Annotated in this window: 16 protein-coding genes; 10 read left to right on the top strand and 6 right to left on the bottom strand. The window is 48.1% G+C overall.

Annotation, left to right across the window (positions count from 1 at the left end):
• Positions 1–23: 23 nt before the first annotated feature.
• The 5 genes from glgB (at position 24) to EOO49_RS15060 (ending at position 10,481) form a co-directional block, all read left to right on the top strand.
• Positions 24–1,934: a 1,4-alpha-glucan branching protein GlgB gene (gene glgB / locus EOO49_RS15080; protein WP_290847165.1), complete on the top strand. Its 1,911-nt coding sequence runs from the start codon at positions 24–26 to the stop codon at positions 1,932–1,934.
• A gap of 1,009 nt (positions 1,935–2,943) precedes the next feature.
• A complete protein-coding gene (locus EOO49_RS15075) occupies positions 2,944–5,340 on the top strand; it encodes a glycoside hydrolase family 31 protein (RefSeq protein WP_290847164.1) in 2,397 nt (798 codons plus the stop codon).
• 757 nt (positions 5,341–6,097) lie between these two features.
• Positions 6,098–7,837: an agmatine deiminase family protein gene (locus EOO49_RS15070; protein WP_290847162.1), complete on the top strand. Its 1,740-nt coding sequence runs from the start codon at positions 6,098–6,100 to the stop codon at positions 7,835–7,837.
• 386 nt (positions 7,838–8,223) lie between these two features.
• Positions 8,224–9,039: a M48 family metallopeptidase gene (locus EOO49_RS15065; RefSeq protein ID WP_290847160.1), complete on the top strand. Its 816-nt coding sequence runs from the start codon at positions 8,224–8,226 to the stop codon at positions 9,037–9,039.
• A 113-nt stretch (positions 9,040–9,152) separates the two neighbouring features.
• On the top strand, positions 9,153–10,481 hold the full coding sequence (locus EOO49_RS15060) for an MFS transporter (RefSeq protein ID WP_290847158.1): 1,329 nt from the start codon (positions 9,153–9,155) through the stop codon (positions 10,479–10,481).
• A gap of 38 nt (positions 10,482–10,519) precedes the next feature.
• Here EOO49_RS15060 and EOO49_RS15055 read toward each other — a convergent pair whose 3' ends face one another.
• Genes EOO49_RS15055 through EOO49_RS15035 form a run of 5 tightly spaced genes read right to left on the bottom strand, consistent with a single transcriptional unit; the run spans position 10,520 to position 14,080 of the window.
• Positions 10,520–11,215 carry a head GIN domain-containing protein gene (locus EOO49_RS15055; protein ID WP_290847156.1) on the bottom strand — a complete coding sequence of 232 codons (696 nt, stop codon included), beginning with the start codon at positions 11,213–11,215 and terminating at the stop codon, positions 10,520–10,522.
• A 4-nt stretch (positions 11,216–11,219) separates the two neighbouring features.
• Positions 11,220–11,897, bottom strand: coding sequence for a head GIN domain-containing protein (locus EOO49_RS15050; RefSeq protein WP_290847154.1), 678 nt, complete (start codon positions 11,895–11,897; stop codon positions 11,220–11,222).
• A 29-nt stretch (positions 11,898–11,926) separates the two neighbouring features.
• Complete coding sequence (locus tag EOO49_RS15045; protein WP_290847152.1) at positions 11,927–12,982, bottom strand: hypothetical protein; 1,056 nt, start codon at positions 12,980–12,982, stop codon at positions 11,927–11,929.
• Positions 12,966–13,508, bottom strand: coding sequence for an anti-sigma factor (locus tag EOO49_RS15040; protein WP_290847150.1), 543 nt, complete (start codon positions 13,506–13,508; stop codon positions 12,966–12,968). Before EOO49_RS15040 ends, EOO49_RS15045 begins: the two co-directional genes overlap by 17 nt.
• Positions 13,509–13,522: 14 nt before the next feature.
• Positions 13,523–14,080 (bottom strand): RNA polymerase sigma factor, encoded by a 558-nt coding sequence (locus tag EOO49_RS15035; RefSeq protein WP_290847148.1) that lies wholly within the window; start codon positions 14,078–14,080, stop codon positions 13,523–13,525.
• Positions 14,081–14,381: 301 nt separating this feature from the next.
• On the opposite strand from EOO49_RS15035, the gene EOO49_RS15030 reads away from it, so the two are divergent.
• The 5 genes from EOO49_RS15030 (at position 14,382) to EOO49_RS15010 (ending at position 21,159) form a co-directional block, all read left to right on the top strand.
• Positions 14,382–15,275 carry a DUF6252 family protein gene (locus EOO49_RS15030; RefSeq protein WP_290847146.1) on the top strand — a complete coding sequence of 298 codons (894 nt, stop codon included), beginning with the start codon at positions 14,382–14,384 and terminating at the stop codon, positions 15,273–15,275.
• 191 nt (positions 15,276–15,466) lie between these two features.
• A complete protein-coding gene (gene lon / locus EOO49_RS15025; RefSeq protein WP_290847143.1) occupies positions 15,467–17,917 on the top strand; it encodes an endopeptidase La in 2,451 nt (816 codons plus the stop codon).
• A 168-nt stretch (positions 17,918–18,085) separates the two neighbouring features.
• Entirely contained in the window at positions 18,086–19,114 is a 1,029-nt protein-coding gene (gene porQ / locus EOO49_RS15020; RefSeq protein ID WP_290847141.1) for a type IX secretion system protein PorQ, read from the top strand.
• Positions 19,115–19,798 (top strand): (d)CMP kinase, encoded by a 684-nt coding sequence (cmk, locus tag EOO49_RS15015; protein WP_290847139.1) that lies wholly within the window; start codon positions 19,115–19,117, stop codon positions 19,796–19,798.
• 41 nt (positions 19,799–19,839) lie between these two features.
• Entirely contained in the window at positions 19,840–21,159 is a 1,320-nt protein-coding gene (locus tag EOO49_RS15010; protein WP_290847137.1) for a nucleoside permease, read from the top strand.
• A 274-nt stretch (positions 21,160–21,433) separates the two neighbouring features.
• On the opposite strand, the gene EOO49_RS15005 is transcribed toward EOO49_RS15010, so the two are convergent.
• Positions 21,434–24,712, bottom strand: coding sequence for a T9SS type B sorting domain-containing protein (locus EOO49_RS15005; protein WP_290847135.1), 3,279 nt, complete (start codon positions 24,710–24,712; stop codon positions 21,434–21,436).
• Positions 24,713–24,745 lie beyond the last annotated feature (33 nt).

Here is a 24,745-nt window from a genome sequence, read left to right as displayed (position 1 = left end):
ACACGCCATTTGAGGCGAACAAAATGAACAACAAAGTACAAGCATATTCCCTGTTAACAGATTTCGACATCGACCTTTTCAAAGCCGGAAAGCACTTTCAGCTTCACGAAAAACTCGGGGCGCACCTCCTTGAGATCGACGGCGTGAAAGGCACTTATTTCGCGGTTTGGGCGCCGTCCGCGCGTTCGGTCTCGGTCGTGGGCGATTTCAATTATTGGATTCAGGGCGAACACACGCTTTATGTGCGTTGGGACGAATCGGGGATTTGGGAAGGATTCATTCCGGGCGTCGAGCAGGGCGCGGTCTACAAATACAAAATCCAGTCACACAACGATGGCGTGATAACTGAAAAAGCCGATCCTTTCGCGCTGTATTGCGAGCGGCCGCCTCACACCGCATCGGTGGTTTGGGATCTCAACTACAAGTGGAAAGACGAAAAGTGGATGAAAGACCGCGTCGTTTCCAACCAACTCGACAAACCTTTTTCGGTGTACGAAGTCCACTTGGGTTCGTGGCGCAGGAATGTGGACGAAGACCGATTTTTGACCTATATCGAATTGGCCGATGAACTCGTCGACTACGTCAAAGAGACCGGTTTTACGCACGTCGAATTCATGCCGATCATGGAATATCCGTACGATCCGTCGTGGGGTTATCAACTTGTCGGATATTTCGCCCCGACGTCCAGATTCGGTAAACCACAGGATTTTATGTATCTGGTCGACAAATTCCACCAGGCGGGAATAGGCGTGATCCTCGACTGGGTTCCGTCGCATTTTCCAAGCGACGCCCACGGACTTGGTTATTTCGACGGGACGCATCTGTACGAACATCCGGACATGCGAAAAGGCTACCATCCGGATTGGAAATCGCTGGTTTTCAACTACGGAAGAAATGAAGTGCGATCTTTCCTGATTTCCAACGCGATTTTCTGGCTGCAACATTATCACGTCGACGGATTGCGTGTGGACGCTGTCGCTTCGATGCTTTACCTCGACTATTCGAGAAAGGACGGAGAATGGGAACCGAATGAATTCGGCGGACGGGAAAACCTCGATACTATCTCATTCCTCAAGGATTTCAATGAAGCGGTTTACGCCAATTTCGACGGCGTCCAGACGATTGCCGAAGAAAGCACGTCTTTCCCGATGGTTTCGCGTCCGACATTTTCAGGCGGACTCGGCTTCGGTATGAAGTGGATGATGGGCTGGATGCACGACACGCTCCAGTATTTCAAAAAAGAACCGGTTTACAGAAGTTACCACCAAAACGACATTACTTTCTCGATGACGTACGCGTTCACCGAAAACTTCATGTTGCCGCTTTCCCACGATGAAGTCGTCTACGGAAAACACTCGATTTTGGGGAGAATGCCCGGAGACGAATGGCAGCGTTTTGCCAACCTGAGATTGCTTTACGGTTATATGTTCACGCATCCGGGCAGCAAATTGTTGTTCATGGGATCGGAATTCGGGCAGTCCGAAGAGTGGAAATTCGACGGAAGTCTCGACTGGCATTTGCTGCAGTACGATTTCCACAAAGGCATCAAAAAACTTATAACGGACCTTAACGCTCTCTACAAATCCGAACCGGCTTTGGCCGAAAAGCAGTTCAGCCAGGACGGTTTTGAGTGGATCAATTATTCCGATAGCGCAAATGCCGTGATCAGCTTTATGCGAAAGGGCGAAAATCCGAAGGAAAATCTCGTCGTGATCTGCAATTTCACTCCGGTTTTGCGTGAGAATTACAGGATCGGCGTTCCGATAAAGGGCAAGCTCACCGAAGTTTTCAACAGCGACAGATCGCAGTACGGTGGCGGGAACAACCTGAATCCAAAACCTATCAAAACCGAACAAACCGCCTGGAACGGACGCGAATTCTCTGCCGAAGTGACTTTGCCGCCTTTGGGAGTCACTGTGCTTAAATTGGCATAGTTTTCTGGTTTCAAGCTAATAATAAGTTTTTTTGTAAGCCGCGAATTCGCGAATTTCATGTTTTTTGGGAACACGAATTCGCGCATTCGCGGTTTTTTATCCGACAACTCAAGCCACGAATACACGAATCCCAGCTTTATTCGTGCATTCGTGGCTTTTGATTTTTATTAGCGATTTGAGATTATGGGCGAACCGTCAGAAACTTAATTCGTGTGGGAATTTGCTGCAAAAACCGCAACCCTGTCACTGTTTAGAAAGGTGACAGGGTTTATAACCCTGACAGGGTGTCGATTTTTGTAGGAATATGGTAAATGTTGTAAGAATCGGCAATTGAGACAAAAAGATGTCCGATGCATAAAATTCAATCTAAAATAATTCGAGTCGCAAAGGCATGAACCCGAACTTTATTCGTGCATTTGTGGCTTGTGATTTTTATGAAGCAATTTGAGCTTATTGGCGAATCGGCAGAAGCCAAGTCGAAAGGGAAGTTCGTCGCAAAAAACGCAACCTGTCACTGTTTAAAAAGGTGACAGGGTTTATAACCCTGACAGGGTGTCGATTTTTGTAGGAATATGATAAACGTTGTAAGAATCGGTAATTGAGACAAAGGATGTCCGATGCACAAAATTTATCTAAAATCATTCAAGCCACGAATGCACGAATACAACCTTATTCGTGCATTCGTGGCTTTTATTTTTATGGAGTAATTTGAGATACGGGCGAATCGGTAGAGGCTAAAGTCAAAAGAGCCTTGTCGCAAAAAAAACAAAACCCTGTCACTGTTTAAAAAGGTGACAGGGTTTATAACCCTGACAGGGTGTCGATTTTTGTGGGAATATATAGCGCTGTAAAAACCGGTATTCCAAAAAAACCACCAATCCAAAAATCCACCAATCCCAAATTCAAAAAGCAATCAAGCGACAACGTTTGCGTAAAAACTGATATGCCCAAACGTCCAAACCCAACATTTTTACCTAAGTTTGAAACCCTACAAACATACCCTGAACCCATGATTACCAATACCGAATTAGAATACAAGGGCGACATTTACCCATCCAAGATAATTTCCTATACCAAAGAAACCGACTCCGTTTTCTTTTACACTGACAACGACGTCATCCTCAAAGTTACGGTGTTGCGAGACAGTATGATCCGTTTCAGATATACGACAAAAGGCTATTTCAGTCCTGATTTTTCATACGCGATCGACACCAACCAATCCCATGGTTTCAACGAGTTTGCTTTCACGGAATCGGCTGAATATTATGAGATCAAGACTAGCAAAGTGCTTCTCAAGATCCGAAAGTCTGATGTTCACAAAACGATTTACGACCTTGACGGAAACGTGCTTCTCGACGAGGAAATCGGTTTTCATTGGGAAGAAAGCTACCATTGGGGCGGAAACATCGTCAAGATGAGTCTGGTCTCGAAAGAAGGCGAATCCTATTACGGCATGGGCGATAAGCCGACGCATTTCAATCTCAAGGGTAAACGTGTAGAAAACTGGGCGACAGATCAATATGCTTTCCATAAAGACCAGGAACCGCTTTACAAAGTCGTTCCGTTTTACATCGGATTGCACCAAAAAACCGCTTACGGGATTTTCTTCGACAACACATTCCGCACGTTTTTTGATTTTGCCCAGGAAAGACGTGGCATCACGAGCTTTTGGGCCGAAGGTGGCGAAATGAACTACTACTTCATTTACGGTCCAAAAATGGACGAGGTCGTCACGACTTACACGCATCTTACCGGAAAACCGGAGCTTCCGCCTTTATGGACACTCGGTTACCACCAATGCAAATGGAGTTATTACCCGGAATCGAAAGTGCGCGAAGTCACCTCGAAATTCCGCGAACTGCAAATTCCTTGCGATGCGATTTATCTCGATATCGATTATATGGAAGGTTTCCGATGCTTCACCTGGAACAAGGAGTATTTTCCGGATCCGAAGAAAATGGTATCCGAATTGGCAGAAGAAGGATTCAAGACCGTGGTGATCATCGATCCGGGAATCAAGATCGACAAGAGTTATTCGGTCTATAATGAAGCGATAGAAAACGACTATTTCTGTAAACGAGCCGACGGTCCTTACATGAAAGGAAAAGTCTGGCCGGGCGAATGCAATTTCCCCGACTACACAAATCCGGCGGTACGCGAATGGTGGGCGGGATTGTTCAAGGAACTGATCGGAGAAATAGGAGTGAAAGGCGTGTGGAACGACATGAACGAACCGGCCGTAATGGAAGTTCCGGGAAAAACGTTCCCGATGGACGTACGCCACAACTACGACGGACATCCATGCTCGCACAGAAAAGCACACAACATCTACGGAACCCAAATGGCGCGCGCCACTTATGAAGGCGTGAAGCGTTTTGTGTATCCGAAAAGACCTTTTATCATCACGCGTTCAGCTTATTCGGGCGCGCAGCGTTACACGAGTTCCTGGACAGGCGATAATGTCGCGACTTGGGAACATTTGTGGATCGCCAACATCCAAATGCAGCGCATGTCGATTTCCGGAATGGGTTTCACCGGATCGGACATTGGCGGATTCGCCGAACAGCCATCGGGTGAATTGTACGCGCGTTGGATCCAACTTGGCGTGTTCCATCCGTTTTGCCGCACGCACTCCTCTGGCGATCACGGCGATCAGGAACCTTGGTCGTTTGACGAAGAAGTCGTGCACATCACGCGAAAGTTCGTTTCGTTGCGCTATCAGTTGCTTCCGTATTTGTATACGATGTTCTGGAATTACATCAACGACGCCGTTCCTATGCTGAAACCGCTCGTGTATTTCGATCAGGAAGATCCGCAGACGCACTACAGAACGGACGAATTCATCTTCGGGGAACAAATTCTGGTCTGCCCGATCCTCGAAGCCAATTCTCAAGGCCGCCGCATGTATATTCCAACAGGAAACTGGTTCAATTACTGGACAGACGAAGTCGTTTCGGGCAAGCGCGAAGTCTGGGTTGCCACCGATTATGATCAGATTCCGCTATTCGTCAAAGAAGGTGCGATCATCCCGAAATATCCCGTTCAGCAATACGTCGGCGAAAAGGAAATCACCGAAGTCACGCTCGAAGTCTATTTCAAACTCGGAAAAGAACGCTCGTTCCTCTACGAAGATGCCCAGGACGGATACGACTACAACAAAGGCCGATACAGTTTGCTGTCCTTCACGTTGAGCGGAAAAGAAAACCAGCTCGTGATCCAGCAGTTCAAGGAAGGCAAGTTCGAGACGACCTACTCCAAATTCCGCGTGAACCTGCACGGATTGCCGTTCAAGGTCAAGAACATTTACGTCGACAACGAAAGACGCGACCTGGACAAGATCGAGTTCGACGGCCAATCGCTTGTTATCGAGAAAGAATTTACCGAAATACATATTATTGGGGAATAAAATTTTTAAAATCCAAATCCCAATCGTTTTTAACTTGGGCAAAAAAGAACTCCGATCTTATTTTAGGTCGGATTTTTTTTTGGGCGTTGCGCCGGCCGGAAAGAGTCGTGGGCACGGAAACCATCAACAGGCCGTCGCCGGGCTAAAACCACTCGCTTTTGCCCAGCTTTCAGGGCTGGTCAAAGAGCTCAGACAAAGCTTTTATCCCTAACGCAAACTGCACACGAAAAACGCATCCCGATAGCTATCGGGACCAAATTCCATACAGCTCTATCTATGTATTTTGGTCAGCCGAAAACAAATCTGTTGAAGCCTAGGCATCTCTCAAAGTTTCGAGACACTAACACCTACGTTTAACAAAAATTGCAGATTTTCTGTACTGTCCATATTCCGGGAAATCGGAACTTTGCTCCTAAGGGGAAGGGGCAAATACATCCCTACAAAAAAATCAAATCGACGGATTACAGAAAAACTGTAAATTTTGTTAAATCTTTCAGAGAGGTTTCCGATCCAAAACAAGGAAGCAAGTAACCGAATCCCATTTTCAGACCAACTGAGCAAAGCGAAGCTTGAGAAAGTCGCCGCGTCAGTTTTGGAATTTGGTTCCGACAGCTATTGGGATGGGATTTGGGATTTGTAATTTGAGAGTTGGGATTTGAGATTTGGAATTTGGTACCGACAGCTATCGGGATTGGATTTGGAATTTTCAGTCGGACCACAAAAGATTTCCCCGTATCTTCGAACCAAAACCAAATCCATGAAAAACAACTACTTCGGTTTTATAGTTGTGGCTTTTTTGTCCACGGCGAGTTTGTCGGCCCAACAAAATCCGCTTCCGCATAATCTCACCGAATCCGAAAAGCAGCAACTTCCAAACTTGTCGTTTCGCCGAACTGCGCTTTCCGCCCCGCCAACCACAGCGGTGAGAGCCGCCGCCGAATGGGAAGAAGTCGAATACCTGGTGCTTACTTGGGTTCCGGCTTACCAGAATATCTTGCGCCAGATCGTAGCCGTCGGAGTCAACGAATGCAAAGTCGTCATCACGACCCAAAATCAAGATGCCGTTTCCGCTTATCTTACCAACAATGGCATTTCGCTTACCAACGTGATTTTCCTGAACGCGCCCTCTGACAGCATCTGGATTCGAGACTACGCCGGAAACACAGTCTATTCGAACGACGTGGGCGATCGCGCCCTGACAGATTGGATCTACAACCGTCCGCGCCCGAATGACGACGCCATGCCATCGGCTCAAGCCAACTTGTTCAATATCCCGATTTACGTAACCGACACAGGAACGAACGACCTCGTGAACACTGGCGGAAACTATATGTCGGACGGACTCGGGAACGCTTTCGCTTCGGAACTGATCCTTGACGAGAACGACGCAGGAAATCCCTACAATGTCTCTGTCAAGGACGAATCTCAAATCGACGCGATCATGCAGGCCTACATGGGAATCTCGAATTTCATCAAAATGCCGACGCTTCCGTATGACGAAATCCATCATATCGACATGCACATGAAATTGCTTGATGAGGAAACGCTGCTCGTGAGCCATTATCCGCAAGGCATCGCGGACGGCCCGCAAATCGAGGCCAATATCGCGCAAGTCCTGGCAACGCAGCAATCGGCTTTCGGATCGCCCTACAAAGTGCATTGGATAGACGCGCCTCCAAGTACGACGGGCTCTTTTCCTGACACCGGCGGCTATTACCGCACGTTCACCAACGCGGTTTTTGTGAACGGCTCGGTCATTATCCCAAATTATCGTGCGGCAGTCGATGCGCCCGCGATCGCCCAATACCAACAGTTGCTTCCGGGTTACAATATCGTCGGGATCGACGTCGACAACGCCAATGAAAACCTGATTGCGTCTTTGGGTGCGATCCATTGCATCACGCACACGATCGGCGTGCAAAATCCGCTTTGGATCGTGCACCAGCCGGTTTCTGATGCTGTTGCCGATGAAATGGTTCCGATCACTGCCACGATCAGGCACAGTTCCGGAATTTCCGGCGCGATCGTTTTCTGGCGTCCGCAAGGCAGTTCAAATTGGACGCAGACGACAATGAATCCGATAGCAAGCGAAAACTGGACGGCCAATATCCCAATGCCCGCAGACGGAACCGATGTCGAATATTACATCCACGCAAGCGCCAACTCCGGAAAACAGATCTCGCGCCCAATAGTTGCCCCGGATGGTTTTTGGACGATCCAAACCCAGGCGCTTTCGGCGGGCGAGTGGGCGATAAGCCACATTTCGCAGCCTTACCCGAATCCGGCGAAAGACAAAGTAGCGGTGAACCTCGACAGGATTTATGGCAAGATCAAGATTTCCGTCTGCAACACTTTGGGACAAAAACTTTACGAAACCAATGTCGAAGGCGGAAGCGGCACAATTTCGCTGGATCTTTTGCCAACCTGGAAAGGCACGCTTTTCCTGACTTTTGAAGGTGCGTTCGGAAAAGTGACGCGCAAGGTTTTGAAGTTTTAGATTGGATTTTCGGATTGTCAGATTATCAGACTACGTCGGAAAACCAAACAAGACAGTCCGTCTCCGAAATCCTCGACTTCTAATTGTCCAATTTTCCCGCCAAAACAATCTAAGCTGCCTAAGAAGCGAAACAACCTTAATGAACTTAATGAGCTTAATGCACTTAATGGTTCAATTTTTTTCTTTTCGTTAAACCGCGAATTCGCGAATTCTTGCCGTTGGAATCTCCAAAAATCGAATCCTAAAAAACTTATGTCATTAATTGAAAGCCACGAATAAACGAATGATGAGATCGGAATTTCAAAGTTTATCTACAAAAAATCCGCCCAATCCTATAAACCGATTTTAACATTTTAAGGTAACTTTACGGTGTTAAAACATCAGCCATGAAAAACAAATTGATTCCTATCGCATGCGCGCTCTTGATGATTGCCGCTGCTTGTTCCACCAACGCACTCACCGGAAAAAAAGAGTTCAACATCGTTTCCAACGACCAACTTTTTCCATCCGCTTTCGCCGAGTACAACCAATTCCTTACCGAAAACAAAGTCGTCACGGGAACGGCCCAAGCCCAAATGGTGCAAAGAGTCGGGTCGAAGATCAAGGACGCCGTCGAAAAATATTACGCTTCGAAAGGCATCAGCGCCGAATTGAAAGGATATCAATGGGAATATAAGCTCGTTGACGACAAAGCCATAAACGCCTGGTGTATGCCCGGCGGAAAAATCGTTGTCTACACCGGAATTCTTCCGGTAACCAAAGACGAAGCAGGACTCGCAACCGTTTTGGGACACGAAGTCGCGCACGCCTTGCTGAACCACGGAGCGCAACGTATGAGTCAAGCCCAGGCCCAAGCGATCGGAGCGGCCGGACTGGCCTTGGCCACAAGCGGACAAAACGAGGAAAGACAGGCGATGTACCAACAATATTACGGGATCGGGACGCAAGTTGGCGTGATTCTTCCGTTCTCGCGCAGTCATGAATCTGAAGCGGACGAAATAGGACTTACGTTAATGGCGATCGCGGGTTACAATCCAGACAATGCCCTTACGTTCTGGCAACGTATGTCGGCACAATCGGGCGGAGGTTCGACTCCCGAAATCCTGAGTACGCACCCGTCAGACAACACGCGTATCAACAACATCCAAAAGTTGATTCCGCAAGCCAAAGCCAATGCTTCCAAACTCGGTGTCAAATATTGACTTTCCGATTTTGGGAATTGTCTTTCAATATTGACTTTCCACATTTGACATAAAACGACTATATTCGAGCTGCCTTAAACGGGCAGCTTTTTTTATTGACCAATCCGTACGAAATGAGCCAATTACCTAAAGGAGACAAGAAATTATTGAATGCCTGGGCGTTTTACGATTGGGCGAATTCGGTTTATTCGCTGACGATCGCTTCGGCCATTTTCCCGATTTTTTACAATTCGCTTTTCAACCTGCGAAGTGGTTACATCTCGGTTTTCGGACTTTACCTCAAGAATTCGGCCTTGATCAGTTTCGTGACTGCATTCGCGTTCCTGCTCGTGGCTGTCCTTTCGCCCTTGCTTTCCGGAATTGCCGATTACGTCGGGAACAAAAAAATGTTCATGCGCTTTTTCAACTATTTGGGAGCGCTGTCGTGCATCGGACTTTATTGGTTCAACCTCGAGAACATCTATCCCGGATTGGTTTGCTATTTCCTTGGACTCGTAGGATTTTGGGGCAGTTTGGTTTTCTACAATTCGTATTTGCCAGACATTGCATTCGAGGAACAACAGGACGCGATAAGCGCAAAAGGGTATTCGTTGGGCTACATCGGAAGCGTTTTGCTTTTGGTCGTGAATTTGGGAATGGTGATGTTTCCGAAGACTTTTTTCATTTCGGGCACAGACGATGTCGCTCGCGATACAGCGATGAGAATCTCGTTCATCGCAGTCGGGATCTGGTGGATCGTTTTCAGCCAATACACTTATCTGTATCTTCCGAAAGGCAACTCGAATTCGGGTAAACTCACGCGTGCTGTCGTGTTCAACGGGTTTCGCGAACTCCGGAAAGTTTGGGGACAACTGAGCCAGAACATTCCGCTGAAGCGCTATTTGGGAGGATTTTTCGTCTACAGCATGGCCGTACAGACTGTAATGCTCGTGGCGACTTACTTCGGTGCTCAGGAAATCAAATGGGAATCTGAAGAACAAAGCACTTTAGGACTGATCGTGTGTATTTTGCTGATCCAACTCGTGGCCGTACTAGGTGCTTTCCTGACTTCACGCGCTTCTCGAAAATTCGGGAACATTCCGGTCTTGATCGCCATTAACGGTTTTTGGGTCGTGCTTTGCGCCGGATCTTATTTCATTGACGAACCTGTGGAATTCTACGTCATGGCGTCGTTCGTAGGACTGGTCATGGGCGGAATCCAGTCGCTATCGCGTTCCACATACTCGAAATTGCTTCCGAACACCAACGATACGGCTTCGTTCTTCAGTTTCTATGACGTGGCCGAGAAAATCGGGATCGTGATCGGGATGAGTATTTACGGCGTGATAGACCAGGCTTGGGGTCCGAGATATTCGATCATGTTTTTGGCCGCATTCTTCATCATCGGGATTTTCATCTTGCTCAAAATCCCAAAAAAAGACGCCCTATCCATCAAAGAATAAGGCGTCCGTGCTAACTTTCAACTTTTGGTCGAAAGGATTTATTGCCTAGCCGCAATAAGGCCGCTGCCGATAATGGTTTTCTCGATTTTCGGATTCCCGATGTAACTGATCTGTCCCGAACCTGCGACTTGTGCGTTCAAGGTTTCCGAACTGCTTATCTGTGAATTTCCGGTTCCGATGACGATCGCCTCGGTCGCGGCCGAATGGAAAGCGTAAGCTTCGAGCCCGCCATCTCCGGTTACGCTCGAGATGAATTTGCCCGTACTTCCGGAAAGTTTCAGTTTTCCCGAACCTGTCAGCATCGCCTCGGTTTCATTGGTTTCGAGATGCAGCGAAACTTGTGCGCTTCCGTTGATTTGTGTCTTGAATCGGTCGGCTTTGATCTTTACGTGAGATTCGATTTTTCCCGTTCCGGCATAGACCACTTCCGAAATCGATTCGATCGGAATGACAACCGTAAGCGATTCCATGTCGCCGCACCAAGCGCGAAAGTTTTGCTTCGGATAGATTCTCAGCACATTTCCATCGGTGTAAACCACCAAATGATTGATGTCGATGCGATCGCCTTCGAGGAAAATCTCGCCTTCGCGTCCTTCGACGAATTTTACCGAAAAATCCCCCGTGATCATTATCCTGTCGTAAGCTCCCGTTTTCACCTTGCGGACTTTCAATGAAGTCCCGGCCACACCGGCTGTAAAGGTCAGCAGTGCGGCAATTGCGAGTAGCGTTTTCACGGTCTCAGGATTTTGCGATGCTGCCCGAACCGGCGACTTTGGTGTCTTCTTTCACAGGATTTCCTTTGTAGTGGATGCGGCCCGAACCCGAAATTCTCGCCGTGATTGCATCGGAACAAGTCACTTCGCAAGAACCCGAACCCGAAACGTTCGCGTCAGCTACAGCCGATTGCAGTTCGAAAGCCAAGATTTTCCCTGATCCGGACACGTTGGCCTCGGCTTTGGAAGTCTTTCCGGCCAGTTCGATCTTGCCCGAACCCGAAAGCGCGGCCTCCAATTCCTTGGTATCGAGGTCAAGCGCGATGCGTCCCGAACCCGAAAGCGCGATCTCGAAATGGTCGGCTTTGATTCGCGCTTTCGAGGTGATGCTGCCCGAACCCGCGAGCGCCAATTCTGACAAACTCTCGAACGGGATCGTGATCCTGACGGCTTTGTTTTTCCATTTGATGTGCTTGGCAGGTTTGATCACGAGATGCTCGCCATCGCATTTCACAACGATGTTGTCCAGATCCTGCTGCTCTCCGAAAAGCGTGATTTCGCCTTCGGTTCCGGCCACGAGTTCCACGATATAAGGTCCCGAGATCGCGATTTCGTCATACTTGGAAACGTTGATCTGTTTTGTTGTTTGTGCCGATGCGACTCCCGAAAGGACGAGCAGTGCGGCGATGATTGTTTTTTTCATGATGATTGATTTGATCAATTAATAATTTTCTAGTTGCGTTTCAGCGAGACGTTTCCGTATTCGCCGTCGATAGCGATTTTCTTTGCGCCTGATCGCACGTGGAAACCCTTATAAAGACGCTCTTTGTTGTTCTCGATTTTCGTGTTGACCTGAAGCGATCCGTCGAGTCCGACATTCGTGTATTTTCCTTTGACCTCGAAATCGAACGCGAAATCGCCCGCAAATTTGACCAGAACCGTGTCGTAGTTGCCCGAGACCGAGACGTTTCCGCCGGGATTTCCGATGTTGTCTACCTTTATCGTGCTGTAATTGCCGCGAAGCGAGATGTTTCCGTCCACGTCCGACGCGATAACCGTGAGATAATCGCCTTTGCCTTCGAGGTTGTCGACCTTGCTGAACTTGAGCTTTCCGTAATTTCCGTCGTATTGCACGTTGTTTCCTTCCTTGGCAGTCACGTCGGTATAATCGCTTTTGATGACTAGGTTTTCGAAACTTCCGATGTTCAGTTTGGAATAATCGGCTTTGATACTTCCGATCTTGATCTTTTCGATATTCACCGATCCGCAGTATTGCAAATCAAAGTTGTTCGAGGAGCTGTTGAGTTTGGCCAGTTTGAGATTTCCGTATTGGACGTTGAGTTTCACGGGGCCGAAAAGATCGGTAGAAATCACGTCTCCGTATTTATTGGAAACTTTCACGCCGCCTCTTTTGGGGATTTTGATCGTGTAGCCGATTTCCATCGAAGTGCCGCTCGACTTGCCCGAAACGTTCCCGATTTTGGTTCTGGCGCTAACCAAAGTCGTCAGTGCGTTGATGTCGACGTCAATCGAAGCCAGTCTTTTGTCGACCCAATCTTCGCTGTTTCCGCTTACCTTGATCACGACGTCGATCTGGATCTTGTCTTCGTCCCAGGTCGTCACGAAAACCGGACCGAATTGATTGTCGATGTCGATTCCGGCGTCGTCGTTGACTTTATAGGCTTTAGAGATCGTCTTTTGCTTGTTGTGTTTTCCCGTTTCGATTCCGTTGGCAAGAACCAGATAGGGGAAAAGCAGTAGGAAAAATAGCTTATACGTGGTTTTCATTTGCATTGGTGTTTAGTTGATCTGTTTTCTCAAGTCGTTCAAGTACGTTTTCGAGAAAAGAGATCTGTGTTTTTAGATTCGCTACAAGAGCGTGGATCAACTGTTTGTTTTCGCCTCCTTTTGCGAGGTCGGCCTTGATTTTTTCGTAATCTTCGTCCATGGCCTTGAGTTGCGCCAAAGCGTCCTGGATCATCGGTTTGTTAAGGTCTGACTCCTTCGATTTCATGTTCGCGATCTCATATTTGATTATGGATGTGAACACCGAATCGGTTTCGCGTGTCTGTCTCGACAACTCGGCCGTTTCGGTCTGCGGACGCGAAGTCGCCTTGTCGTAAAAAGTGAACAGTCCGAAGAAAAGCACGATCGTGGCGGCAACGGCAAGTGGCGCCGTATAAAGCGGACGCGATTTCTTACGCGCTTGCTTCTCGAGGAAACGCTGGGCATGGGAGCGACTTGGCTCGTAAATGTCCCATTGGCCTTGAAGACCCGCAAACAGGTTGTCTATACTGTCATTTTCCGTTTTCATAACATCTTGTTTGTTCAGGCAATCTCCTGAAGTTTCTTTCTTAGACTTTCTTTCGCCCGACTCAACAACGTCCTGCAGTTGCCGTAATTGATGCCGAGGATTTCGGTAATTTCTTCCTGATCGTATCCTTCGATGTAGAACAGCGTCAGGATCATGCTGTAGCTGTCTTTCAGACTTTGGATGCAATCCAGCACCTGATTCGCTTTCAGGTTCGTAAAGGCCATCTCACTTTCTTGTCCAGATTCGCCGTCCTCAAGCTTGTACAGTGTTTTCTCGAGTTCTTCCTGTACATAACGGCTGTTCTTTTTATAGAAGTCGATGCTGTGGTTCACGATGATTTTCTTGAGCCAGGCGCCAAAAGCCACTTCCATGCGATAGTCGTCGAGTTTGGTAAAGGCCCTGAGGAAGCCTTCCTGCATCACATCTTCGGCATAGTGTTCGTCCTTCACGATTCGAAACGCCACGTTGTACATCGCCCTGCAGTAGCGGTTGTACACCTCAAATTGGGCGCGCTGGTCTTTTCGCTTGCAAAGCGAGATCAGGTCTTCGATAGTGTGGCTGGCTAGGCTCAAGTTTTCTGATTGTGATTCATGGTAAAGGACGGCCGAATATTGGGTGTGTTACAGTTTAGGAGCGCCTGAGTGCAGGGTGCCTGCGTTTGGATTGGGGCGGAAGCCAGTGTTTGCAAGTGTTTTCGGGAGATTTTATCCGATGAAAATTTTTCAGATTTTTTTTTCATCCGACATCAGCCAACCAAAAAACAGGCTGAAAAATGGCGCCGAAATGGCGATCGTAAGCAAATCTCGGGCACTTTTTCACTTCGTCACTTTCTCACTCCGACACTTTCGCTATATTTGGCCAAAACTAACAACTATGACAAACAAATTCCTTATTGCCATCATGGCTTTCGTATCTGTTTTCAATATCGTTTCGTGCGACGTGGAACAACTCGATCCGGCCGTGATTCCAGATCCGAGCAATCCGAATCCGACAGAAAACGGCTCCTTCCAGGTCAAGGTCGACGGAACGCAATACACCGCACTTACAGCCCAAGGTTTTATCGCCGGCGGAGCGATCACCATAGCAGCCACACGCGCAAACGGCGATTCTTTCGCATTCGTGATAGGAGGAAATACTTCAGGTTCGTATGCGGCCAACCAAAATATCCTGATGTTTACGCAAAGCGGATCCGAAGACGGCTGGCAAAGCGTCAACCCGACAAATCCCGGAGAAAATACGGGTTCTGTCGTGATTTCGAGCGTGAACACGACCAATCATACCATTACGGGAACTTTCCAGTTCAAAGGCTATTGGAACGGCACTGGCGATATGGCGCCCAAAGATTTTACTGAGGGAACTTTCACCGTTCCATATACCGACGATCTTGGCGGACCATCAACCAATGATTTCTCTGCGTTGGTAGACGGAACCGCGTTCAATGCCACGAATGTCTCGGCTCAGGAAAGCGTCAACGGCAGCATTTCGGTGATCAGCATTGCCGGAATCAGCCAAAATGCTACGATTTCGGTTATCGTGAATTCTGATATTACTGTAGGAAATCACCCTATCGCGACAGGTTCAGTCATTACCGATGGCGTTCAGGTCATGTATTTGGGCGCAGGCGGAAGCGGCGGGCCGGCCACCTCGGGATCGGTCAACATAACCCAAAAAACCGCTGACCATATCAAGGGCACTTTTACCGCGACAATCGAAGGTCAAACAGCGAATTATCAAATCACGCAAGGCAGTTTCGACGTGGCTTACTAAAAGGTCGTTTTGCACTTAAAAGTATAAAATCCGCACTTCGCGGATTTTTTTATGGCATGGTTTTGGGCAGTACAAGCGCCCGACGGATTAATCGGCATTACGTCGATTTTGCGTTTTCGTAAATAACTGATAACCTATCTTTGTTGTCTTACCGCTACGTTTCGGTCTGCCAACTTGACACAATACTATCAATGTCACACCACAAGATTTTTACATTAGACAATTTGTCACTGCAGGATTTTGATTCCGATGCAGAGCTTATACCACTGCTTACGCCCGAGGACGAGGAAGAGATGATCCGCGAGGAATTGCCCGAATCGCTTCCGATTTTGCCGCTGCGAAATACCGTTCTTTTTCCGGGTGTCGTAATCCCGATTTCCGCCGGACGCGACAAATCCATCAAACTCATAAACGACGCCAACGCCGGGAACAAGATCATTGGAGTTGTCGCCCAAAAGAACGAGGAAGACGAAGATCCTACCAAGAACGACATCCACAAAATAGGAACGGTCGCCCAAATTTTGCGAGTGCTGAAAATGCCCGATGGAAACGTCACCGTGATCCTTCAGGGTAAAAAGCGTTTCGAGATCGACGCCGTCATTTCGGAGAAACCATATCTGCGCGCAACTGTCAAGGAAGTGGAAGAAGTACGTCCCGGACAACACGACACGGAGTTCCTGGCAATCGTCGACTCGATCAAAGACCAGGCGATCCGCATCGTAAAAGAAAGCCCGAACATTCCTACCGAGGCGACTTTTGCGATAAAAAACATAGAAAGCCATTCGTTCCTGATCAATTTCGTGTCCTCGAACATGAATCTGCCAGTGGGCGACAAGCAAAACCTGCTTTCTATAAATGTACTTAAAGAGCGCGCGCTCGAGACTTTGCGTTACATGAACGTGGAATTGCAGAAGTTGGAGCTAAAGAACGACATCCAATCCAAGACGCGTTTCGACCTTGACCAACAGCAGCGGGAATATTTCCTGCAACAGCAAATGCGCACGATCCAGGAAGAACTTGGAGGCGTTTCGCACGAACAGGAAATCGACGACATGCGCGAAAAGGCCAAAGCCAAGAAGTGGGACGAAAAAGTAGGCGAGCACTTCAATAAGGAATTGCTGAAGATGCAGCGCATGAACCCGCAGGCACCAGATTTCGGAATACAGCGCGGTTATCTCGAACTGTTTCTCGAATTGCCGTGGAACGATTACAGCAAAGATATTTTCGATCTGAAACGCGCCCAGAAAATTCTCGACCGCGACCATTTCGGTTTGGAAGATGTCAAAAAACGGATCATCGAATATCTCGCAGTCCTGAAGTTGAGAAACGACATGAAGTCTCCGATCATCTGTTTGACAGGACCTCCGGGCGTCGGGAAGACCTCCATCGGAAAATCGGTGGCGGAAGCCTTGGGACGCGAATATGTGAGGATTTCCCTTGGCGGACTTCGCGATGAAGCCGAAATCCGCGGGCACAGAAAAACTTATATTGGAGCCATGCCCGGGCGCATCATCCAAAGCATCAAGAAAGCCAAGACCTCGAATCCGGTTTTTGTGCTTGACGAGATCGATAAATTGTCGAATTCGCATCAGGGCGATCCATCGTCGGCTTTGCTTGAGGTGCTCGATCCGGAACAGAACAGCGCTTTTTACGACAACTTCCTCGAATTGGGTTACGATCTCTCGAAAGTGATGTTCATCGCGACCTCGAACAACATGAACACGATCCAGCCGGCTTTGCGCGATAGGATGGAAGTGATCAAGATGTCTGGCTACACGATCGAGGAAAAGACTGAAATCGCGCGCCAACACTTGGTTCCGAAGCAGTTGAAAGAACACGGTCTTACGCCGAAGGATTACGCCATCGGGAAAAAGCAACTCGAAAAGATCGTCGAAGGTTATACAAGAGAATCCGGCGTTCGCGGACTCGAAGGCAAGATTGCTCAAGTCGTGCGTCACGCGGCGAAGTCTGTGGCGATGGAAGAAGAATACAACAAAAAAGTCACTGACCAAGACATCGTCAGGATTTTGGGCGCACCTCGAATGGAACGCGACAAATACGAAAGCAATGACGTGGCCGGTGTGGTTACGGGATTGGCCTGGACATCTGTCGGAGGTGATATTTTGTTTATAGAAAGCTTGATTTCCAAAGGGAAAGGCTCGATGAGCTTAACCGGGAATTTAGGTAATGTGATGAAGGAATCGGCGACGATCGCCATGGAATACATAAAGGCGAACCCGGAACTTTTGGGCGTCGATCCCGAGGTGATTTCCAAGCACAACATCCACATCCACATTCCCGAAGGCGCGACTCCAAAAGACGGTCCGAGTGCCGGAATCGCGATGTTGACTTCGCTGGTTTCGCTTCTGACGCAAAAACGCGTCAAGAAACATCTGGCCATGACGGGCGAGATCACGCTTCGCGGAAAAGTGCTTCCGGTTGGTGGCATCAAGGAGAAAATTCTTGCAGCCAAACGCGCCGGCATCAAGGAGATCATTTTGTGCCACGAGAACAAACAGGATATCGCCGACATAAAAGCCGAATATCTCGAAGGACTGACCTTCCATTACGTCAAGGAAATGAGCGAAGTGATAAAGCTCGCGGTCACCGACCAAAAGGCCAAAAACGCCAAAACTTTATAAGAATAGACCCTCGTTATTTCGAGGGTTTTTCTTTTTGTGATCTTTCGTATGGGCGATGAGGTGGAAATTTGCACTTTTTTCGCGCATCGGCCAAAAGTTTGACAAAGTTTCCCTTTCAAAATAATATCTTCGCATTGGCGTTATAGAACTGTTAACGACCAAAAAAATATGCTTCGAAAACTCCTCTTTTTCCTCACGCTTTCTTGCTGTGCGACTTCTTTTGCGCAGATTGGAGGAAAAGGAGTTTACCAGTTCCTGAATCTGGTCACTTCACCGCGTCAGGCGGCCCTTGGCGGAAAGGTCATCACGATTTACGACGAAGATCCGAACACGGCTCATTTCAATCCGGCGACGATCAATCCCGAAATGGACAATAGATTCGCGTTGAATTACGGAAGTTATTTTGGGGAAGTCACTTATGGCACGGCTTCGTACGCCTACGTTTACGATCGGCACGTCCAGACTTTGCACGCAGGGGTGAACTACATCAACTACGGAAAATTCGAAGGTTATGACGAAAACGGCAACCGCACTAGTGATTTCAGAGGAAGCGAAGTTGCGGTTTCGGTCGGATATGCTTACAATGTTCCTTGGACAAGTTTGTATTTGGGTGCGAACGCCAAGCTGATTTCGTCTGCTTTGGAAAGCTACAACTCGTTTGGTGGCGCGCTCGATCTGGGTGCGATTTACATCGACGAGGACAACGATATCAATTGGGCGCTTTCGGTAAGAAACCTCGGAACCCAATTCACGACCTACGCCGGAGCTCAGGAACGCGTCCAGATGGAAGTGCTTGCGGGCGTTTCCCAAGAACTCGAACACGTGCCTTTGCGCTGGCATCTTACGTTGGAAAACCTGCAGCAATGGAACGTTTCGTTCTCGAATCCGGCGCGTGCCGAAAACGACATCGAAGGCGGATCGACTCCAGAGAAAGTCTCGTTCTTCAACAATGCGTTGCGACACGTGATCGTGGGCGCGGAATTGTTTCCCAAAAAAGGATTCAACATTCGGCTTGGTTATAACTTCCGCCGTTCCGAAGAACTCAAGATACTTGAAAAACGTACCTTCGCCGGATTGTCGGCAGGTTTCGGTCTCAAACTGGGCCGACTCAAATTCAACTATTCCTATTCCCGATACACTTTGGCTGCCAACACCAGTCTTTTCGGGCTAACCATCAACTTTGGAGACGAATTCTAAGTGAACAAGAAAATTACGATTGCCATTGACGGTTTTTCCTCTACCGGAAAAAGTACGATAGCCAAACAACTGGCCAAGATCCTCGGATATGTTTATGTCGACACGGGTGCGATGTACCGCGCGGTGACGCTTTATGCCATGCAACACCATTACATCGACGGCCATCATTTCGATGTGGAGAAACTGGTTTCCGACCTTCCGGATATAAAACTCACTTTTGTTTTTAATGCCGAATTGGGTTTTGGCGAGATGTTTCTCAACGACCGCAATGTCGAATGGGAAATCAGGACGATCGAGGTTTCCAATTTCGTGAGTCGCGTGGCCGAAATTTCCGAGGTAAGGCACAAACTTGTCGAACAGCAACAGGAAATGGGCAAGAACAAGGCGATCGTCATGGACGGACGCGACATTGGAACCGTCGTCTTTCCGGAAGCTGAACTCAAGATCTTCATGACCTCGAGTGCCGTGACGCGCGCCCAACGCCGTTATGACGAACTTCGCGACAAAGGCCAGTCGGTCACTTTTGATGAAGTGCTCAAAAACGTGGAGGAACGCGATTACATCGACACGCACCGCGATGATTCGCCTTTGCGCAAGGCTGACGACGCCATCGAAATCGATAATTCGCATCTGTCAAGGGAAGAACAACTCGACAAAGTGCTCGAACTCGTGTACGAAATCTAAATCGATTTCATTAGCTTTACCGCCAAACCAATCACATCTTTATGAGTATCAAATTACGCTTGACGGCCATGAGTTTCATGCAATTTTTTGTTTGGGGCGCTTGGTTGACGACTTTGGGAACTTACGGCTTTGTTTTTAAGAAATGGTCCGGCCAGGAATTTGGCGCGGTGTTTTCCACGTTGGGAATTGCCTCGATTTTTATGCCGGCACTAATGGGAATCATCGCCGATAGATGGATGAATCTCGAAAAACTCTACGGCGTACTCCACATATTGTACGGAGCGACTTTGTTCGTTTTGGCCGGAACCGACAATCCGGTGACTTTCTTTTGGATATTGCTCGGCGGAATGTGCTTTTACATGCCTACAATTTCGCTTTCCAATGCTTTGTCTTACAAGATATTAAAGGATAATGATTACGATGTGATCAAGGTTTTTCCACCGATTCGGGTTTGGGGAACGATCGGATTCATTGTGGCCATGTGGATTACGAATCTGTTCAGCGACACGTTTTCTCCTTTGCGCTTCGGAATCGACCTTGGCACCAAATTCGCCTCGATTTTTGGGAATTCCCTCAACGCGAACCAGTTCTATTTCGCCGGAATCGGAGCCATCTTGTTAGGACTTTATTCTTTCAGTTTACCGAAATGTCCGCCGATGAAACTTATCGACAAGGACGCGCCACTTTCTAAAAAGCTTGGTCTGGATGCATTCCGATTGCTTGGCGATTCTAAAATGGCGTTGTTTTTCTTTTTCTCGATGTTCCTTGGCGCCGCATTGCAGTTGACCAATATGTATGGCGACACTTACCTCAAGGATTTCAAGAATATTCCCGAATATGCTGATTCCGTTGTTGTGCGCTATTCCACGATGATCGTTTCGATTTCCCAGATTTCCGAAACGTTGTTCATCCTGGCCATACCGTTTTTCCTGAAGCGATTCGGAATCAAGAACGTAATCCTGATCAGTATGTTCGCCTGGGTTTTGAGGTTCGGATTCTTCGCTTTCGGTGCTCCTGAGTCTTTCGGGCTTTTCCTGATCGTACTCTCGAATATCATTTACGGCATGGCTTTCGACTTTTTCAACATTTCGGGTTCGTTGTTTGTAGAAACTACAACGGATTCAAAAATAAGATCGTCCGCCCAAGGTGTATTTATGATGATGACAAACGGTTTCGGCGCGATTTTAGGAAGCTCGATAAGCGGATACGTGATCCAGAACTATTTCACCGTAAACGGACTCAAAGACTGGCATGGGATATGGTTTTCGTTCGCGGTTTACGCTTTGGTTGTCGCAGTGGCTTTTGCCGTTTTGTTCAAGCATAAACACGATCCTGCCGATGTGGCGGAGGTGGCTCATTGAAAGGGCTTGAATTTGTTATATTTTGCTTGCTATATTTACTTTTCACAAAACACAAGCCATCTGACAAGGTGGCTTTTTTATTTAACAAAAACTACAGAAAATCTGTAATGGTGGAATTTTGGTTTACGCGACATTTGTATTTTGCAGATAAACAAATAAGGTCAAAAAAAACAACCTTCCAAGCTATTCGAATATGCGAATCGCAAGCGCTGAACATAAAAAAAGCGATGGGACAAAATGTCCTGCATCCGAACAACTACAAAATGGAGGAGTACTAACGTTTCATCGCGAAATGTCCACGCAGCTCGCGTCCGTCCTGGCGAATCACCACAAACCAGTAGTCGGTTGACGGAAGCAGTTTGCCATTGTAAGTGCCGTCCCAACGTCCACCGACGGGAAAACCTGTGATGAGTTTACCGTATCTGTCGTAAATGAAAGTTTGGATATTGGGTTCGAACTCGTCGAACTTTACCTTCCAATAGTCGTTGTAACCGTCGTCGTTTGGAGTGAAAAACTTCGGATACATCAGCAAATAAACCACATCATCGTCTGAATCGCATTCGCCCAAATCTTTTACGACCACGTGATACTCGCCGGGAGCAAGTCCGTTGAAGACATTTGACGATTGAAAAGTCATGCCGTTGTCGACCGAATATAGGAAATCGCCAGTGTCGGATTCGTTCGTATGGACGATTATCGTGTTGCTGTCGTCGGTCCAATCGCGATAGTCGATGTGATGGATTGTCGGCGTAACGACCGGGAAAACCTCAATTTGGTAAACGCCCGTGCAAGTAATTCCATTTGTGGTTTGACTCACCGTGAGCGTATAAGTTCCGATGGTGTTTACGGTGATGTTTTGCGTCGTCTGACCCGAAGACCAAACGTAGCCGTCCATTCCTGAATCTGCGGTAATTGTCACATTTCCGTTCGGACAAAGCGCATAACGCAAAGGCATATTCAAAATCGGATAAGGATTCACGACCAATTCGATTTCGACCACTTCAAAACAAGAACCAGAATTGAGTTTGAGTCTTCCGTAAATAGTTGAAGTCGTTCCGTAATAAGTTGTCGGCAAAGGATTCGTGCCGTTTTCAGCTTCCGATTCGCTTTCGTGATAAGTCACGGTAAAATCAGCTGGATTTTGTGTTCCGACGATAATCGCATTGAACTGCGCCAAATTGAAGTTCGCCTTTCCGTCGTTGTCGTCCCCGTCGCACTCGTAAATCGGATTTGTCGGATGCACGGCCTGGATCAGCGAAGGGAGCGAGGCGATATCGACGATCTTGGTCACGACCTGTCCGCAGGAATGCTCTACCGAAAACGTGTAAACAGCCGGATCGAGATTCGTAAAAGTGTCGTTCGCGACATTGTCTACCACAAAGGGCTGTCCATTTTTTTCGATGATTTTGTAATAATACGGCGGAACTCCATCGGCAATCACTTTTACGTCAATCATCGCGCCGTCACAGGTAAGTTTGACGATATCGACAATCTCGACGCCGCCCGTGTTGTCGAATTCTTCCAATTGCTCGATGCAAATTTTTGTGGAACTGAGCGGAATCGTGTTTCCGTATTGAAACGATTGAAAAGTCTTCAACACGCGAAAGTGTCCCATGAAAAGTTGGTTGATGTTGTTGGAATTGTTCGTGAGCTGTATGGCGTTCGTGGTGGTAAGCGGCGATCCGTCGGTGTAAGGCGAACTCGTAGCCGGATGCATCCATTGTCCGGTGTTGTCATCGCGCTTTTGCAGCCAGTAAGTTGTTCCCGTTCCATTGGTAGTGTGGGCCAGGGCAACGTCGAAGGCCGAGCATTGTTTGGTCACGGTAATGTCGGCGCTTTGTTGTGTCTGATACGCAAAAATCGTGTAATTCTGTAGATACGTGTTTCCGCAATTGTTGGTTAGTTCAAAAGTGTAAACGCCGGGCGGAAGTTGTTCCATCGAAAAAATACCGCTTGTCGGACCGATGTACAAACTCACGTCATGAGGTAAAGTTTCGTTATAAGCGGTCGGTGCCGAAGTGATTCTAACCGAAACCAAAGTGGTGGAATTGCCGCCGCGAATCCGGATGCTTCCGAGACCTTCGTTACAATCGGCCCAAATCGTCCCGGACGGCGTGTTGTTGAACGTCATCCCGTCTATCGTCTGGTCGTATTCGTGGGCGATGCCGCAAGTGTCGTAAATGATGATGTGGTAATCGCCGACCGGCAAATCGTAGATCCAGATTTCCTGTTCGTCTATCTGGTTCGGAACTTCGGGAACGGTGTGGGGAATCGTCTCGATATAAGTCGATGGAGCCGATGTCACGACCACGTAGTCAATGTCAAAACTGATAGTCTGTATCTGAAGATCGGACATATCACTGGTGCAACCCGGATGCGGATGAGGCGTAAAGGTTGGCGGCAACTCGTTTTCCTCGATTTCCTGTTCGAAAGATGCCGTGTGTCCGCAGGCGTCGGTGAGCGTTCCCTGATAATGTCCCATAGGAACGGTGTTGGTCGGTTCCCCGAAAAACGTTTGGCCTGACAGGAACGGTCCGGGATAATCGGCATTGAAATCGGTGGCAACGAAACCGGCCGGAGCATCTGTAAAATTGATGGTGTAAGGCGGCATGTAAACCGAAGGCATGATCGAGAAGAAAAATTGCCCGCATTCGCCGAGTTCCGGCGTAAGGCCGGCGCTGATCTCGAGGTCGACGGGAATGTTCGTCCAGCCTTCGCTTTGTCCGCACCGGTCGATGACCTGCAGATCATAAAAATAGAGTTGGTCGTACCAAAACGGCAAAGTGTGCACCGATGTGTAACCCATGGTATTTCCCGTCACGTCGACAAAAGTGTGGGTTTGGGGCGCTCCATTATTTGGCGGATAAATAGTGTAGACGAAAGTAAGCGGAAACAACAAAGCGTCGTTAGGATCAGGCACAACTGCGATAGGATGCGTCAACATGATCTGGTTGCACGCCGGAAGTTGGGGCACGAATCCCATCGTCCCGACAGTGAAAGCCACGTCGTTATGTGGAACTGTGTAAGAATGCGCTTTCACGTTTCCGCAAGCGTCTATGGCGTGTACGACGTAAAGTCCGTCGGGAAGATTCCCAAAAAAAGGTGTCGCTTGAGGCGCGGCAGTCACGGGTCCGGAAAAAAGGGCGTATTGCGTGGCGAATCCCGAGGTGACGCTTATCGTCATCGTGCCGTCGTCGCAATGTTCGTCTGTGTGCGAAATCACGAAATCCATCGGTTGGATCTGGTTGGCGATAGTCACGTCCTGGAAAGGCAGCGTGTTTGTGATTCCGCCGATGGTTTCGGTAGCGACAATCCGATAATTTCCGGCGTCTACCGTGAGTTGGTTGTTTGCCGGAGTGAGAACCGAAATGCTCGTGTTCGTATTCGGAAGCAGGTAAATCCGGAATTCTATTGTCGAACCGGGCGTCGCGCCCTGCAACTGGCATTGTATGATTCCGCCGCCGTCGCAGTATTCGTCCACGGTAGTGACAATCAGTTGCGGTGGAAGTATTTTGGACGGAATCGCATCCGCGTAAAGCGAAAAACCTGACAATAAAAGGAGTAGAAAGAACGCTCGCTTTCGGGT

Origin of the sequence: Flavobacterium sp. (assembly GCF_004295795.1) — a bacterium.
In the GTDB taxonomy this organism is placed as follows: domain Bacteria; phylum Bacteroidota; class Bacteroidia; order Flavobacteriales; family Flavobacteriaceae; genus Flavobacterium.
Note: the sequence above shows the minus strand (reverse complement) of the source record. Positions and strands in the feature narration are given on the sequence as shown.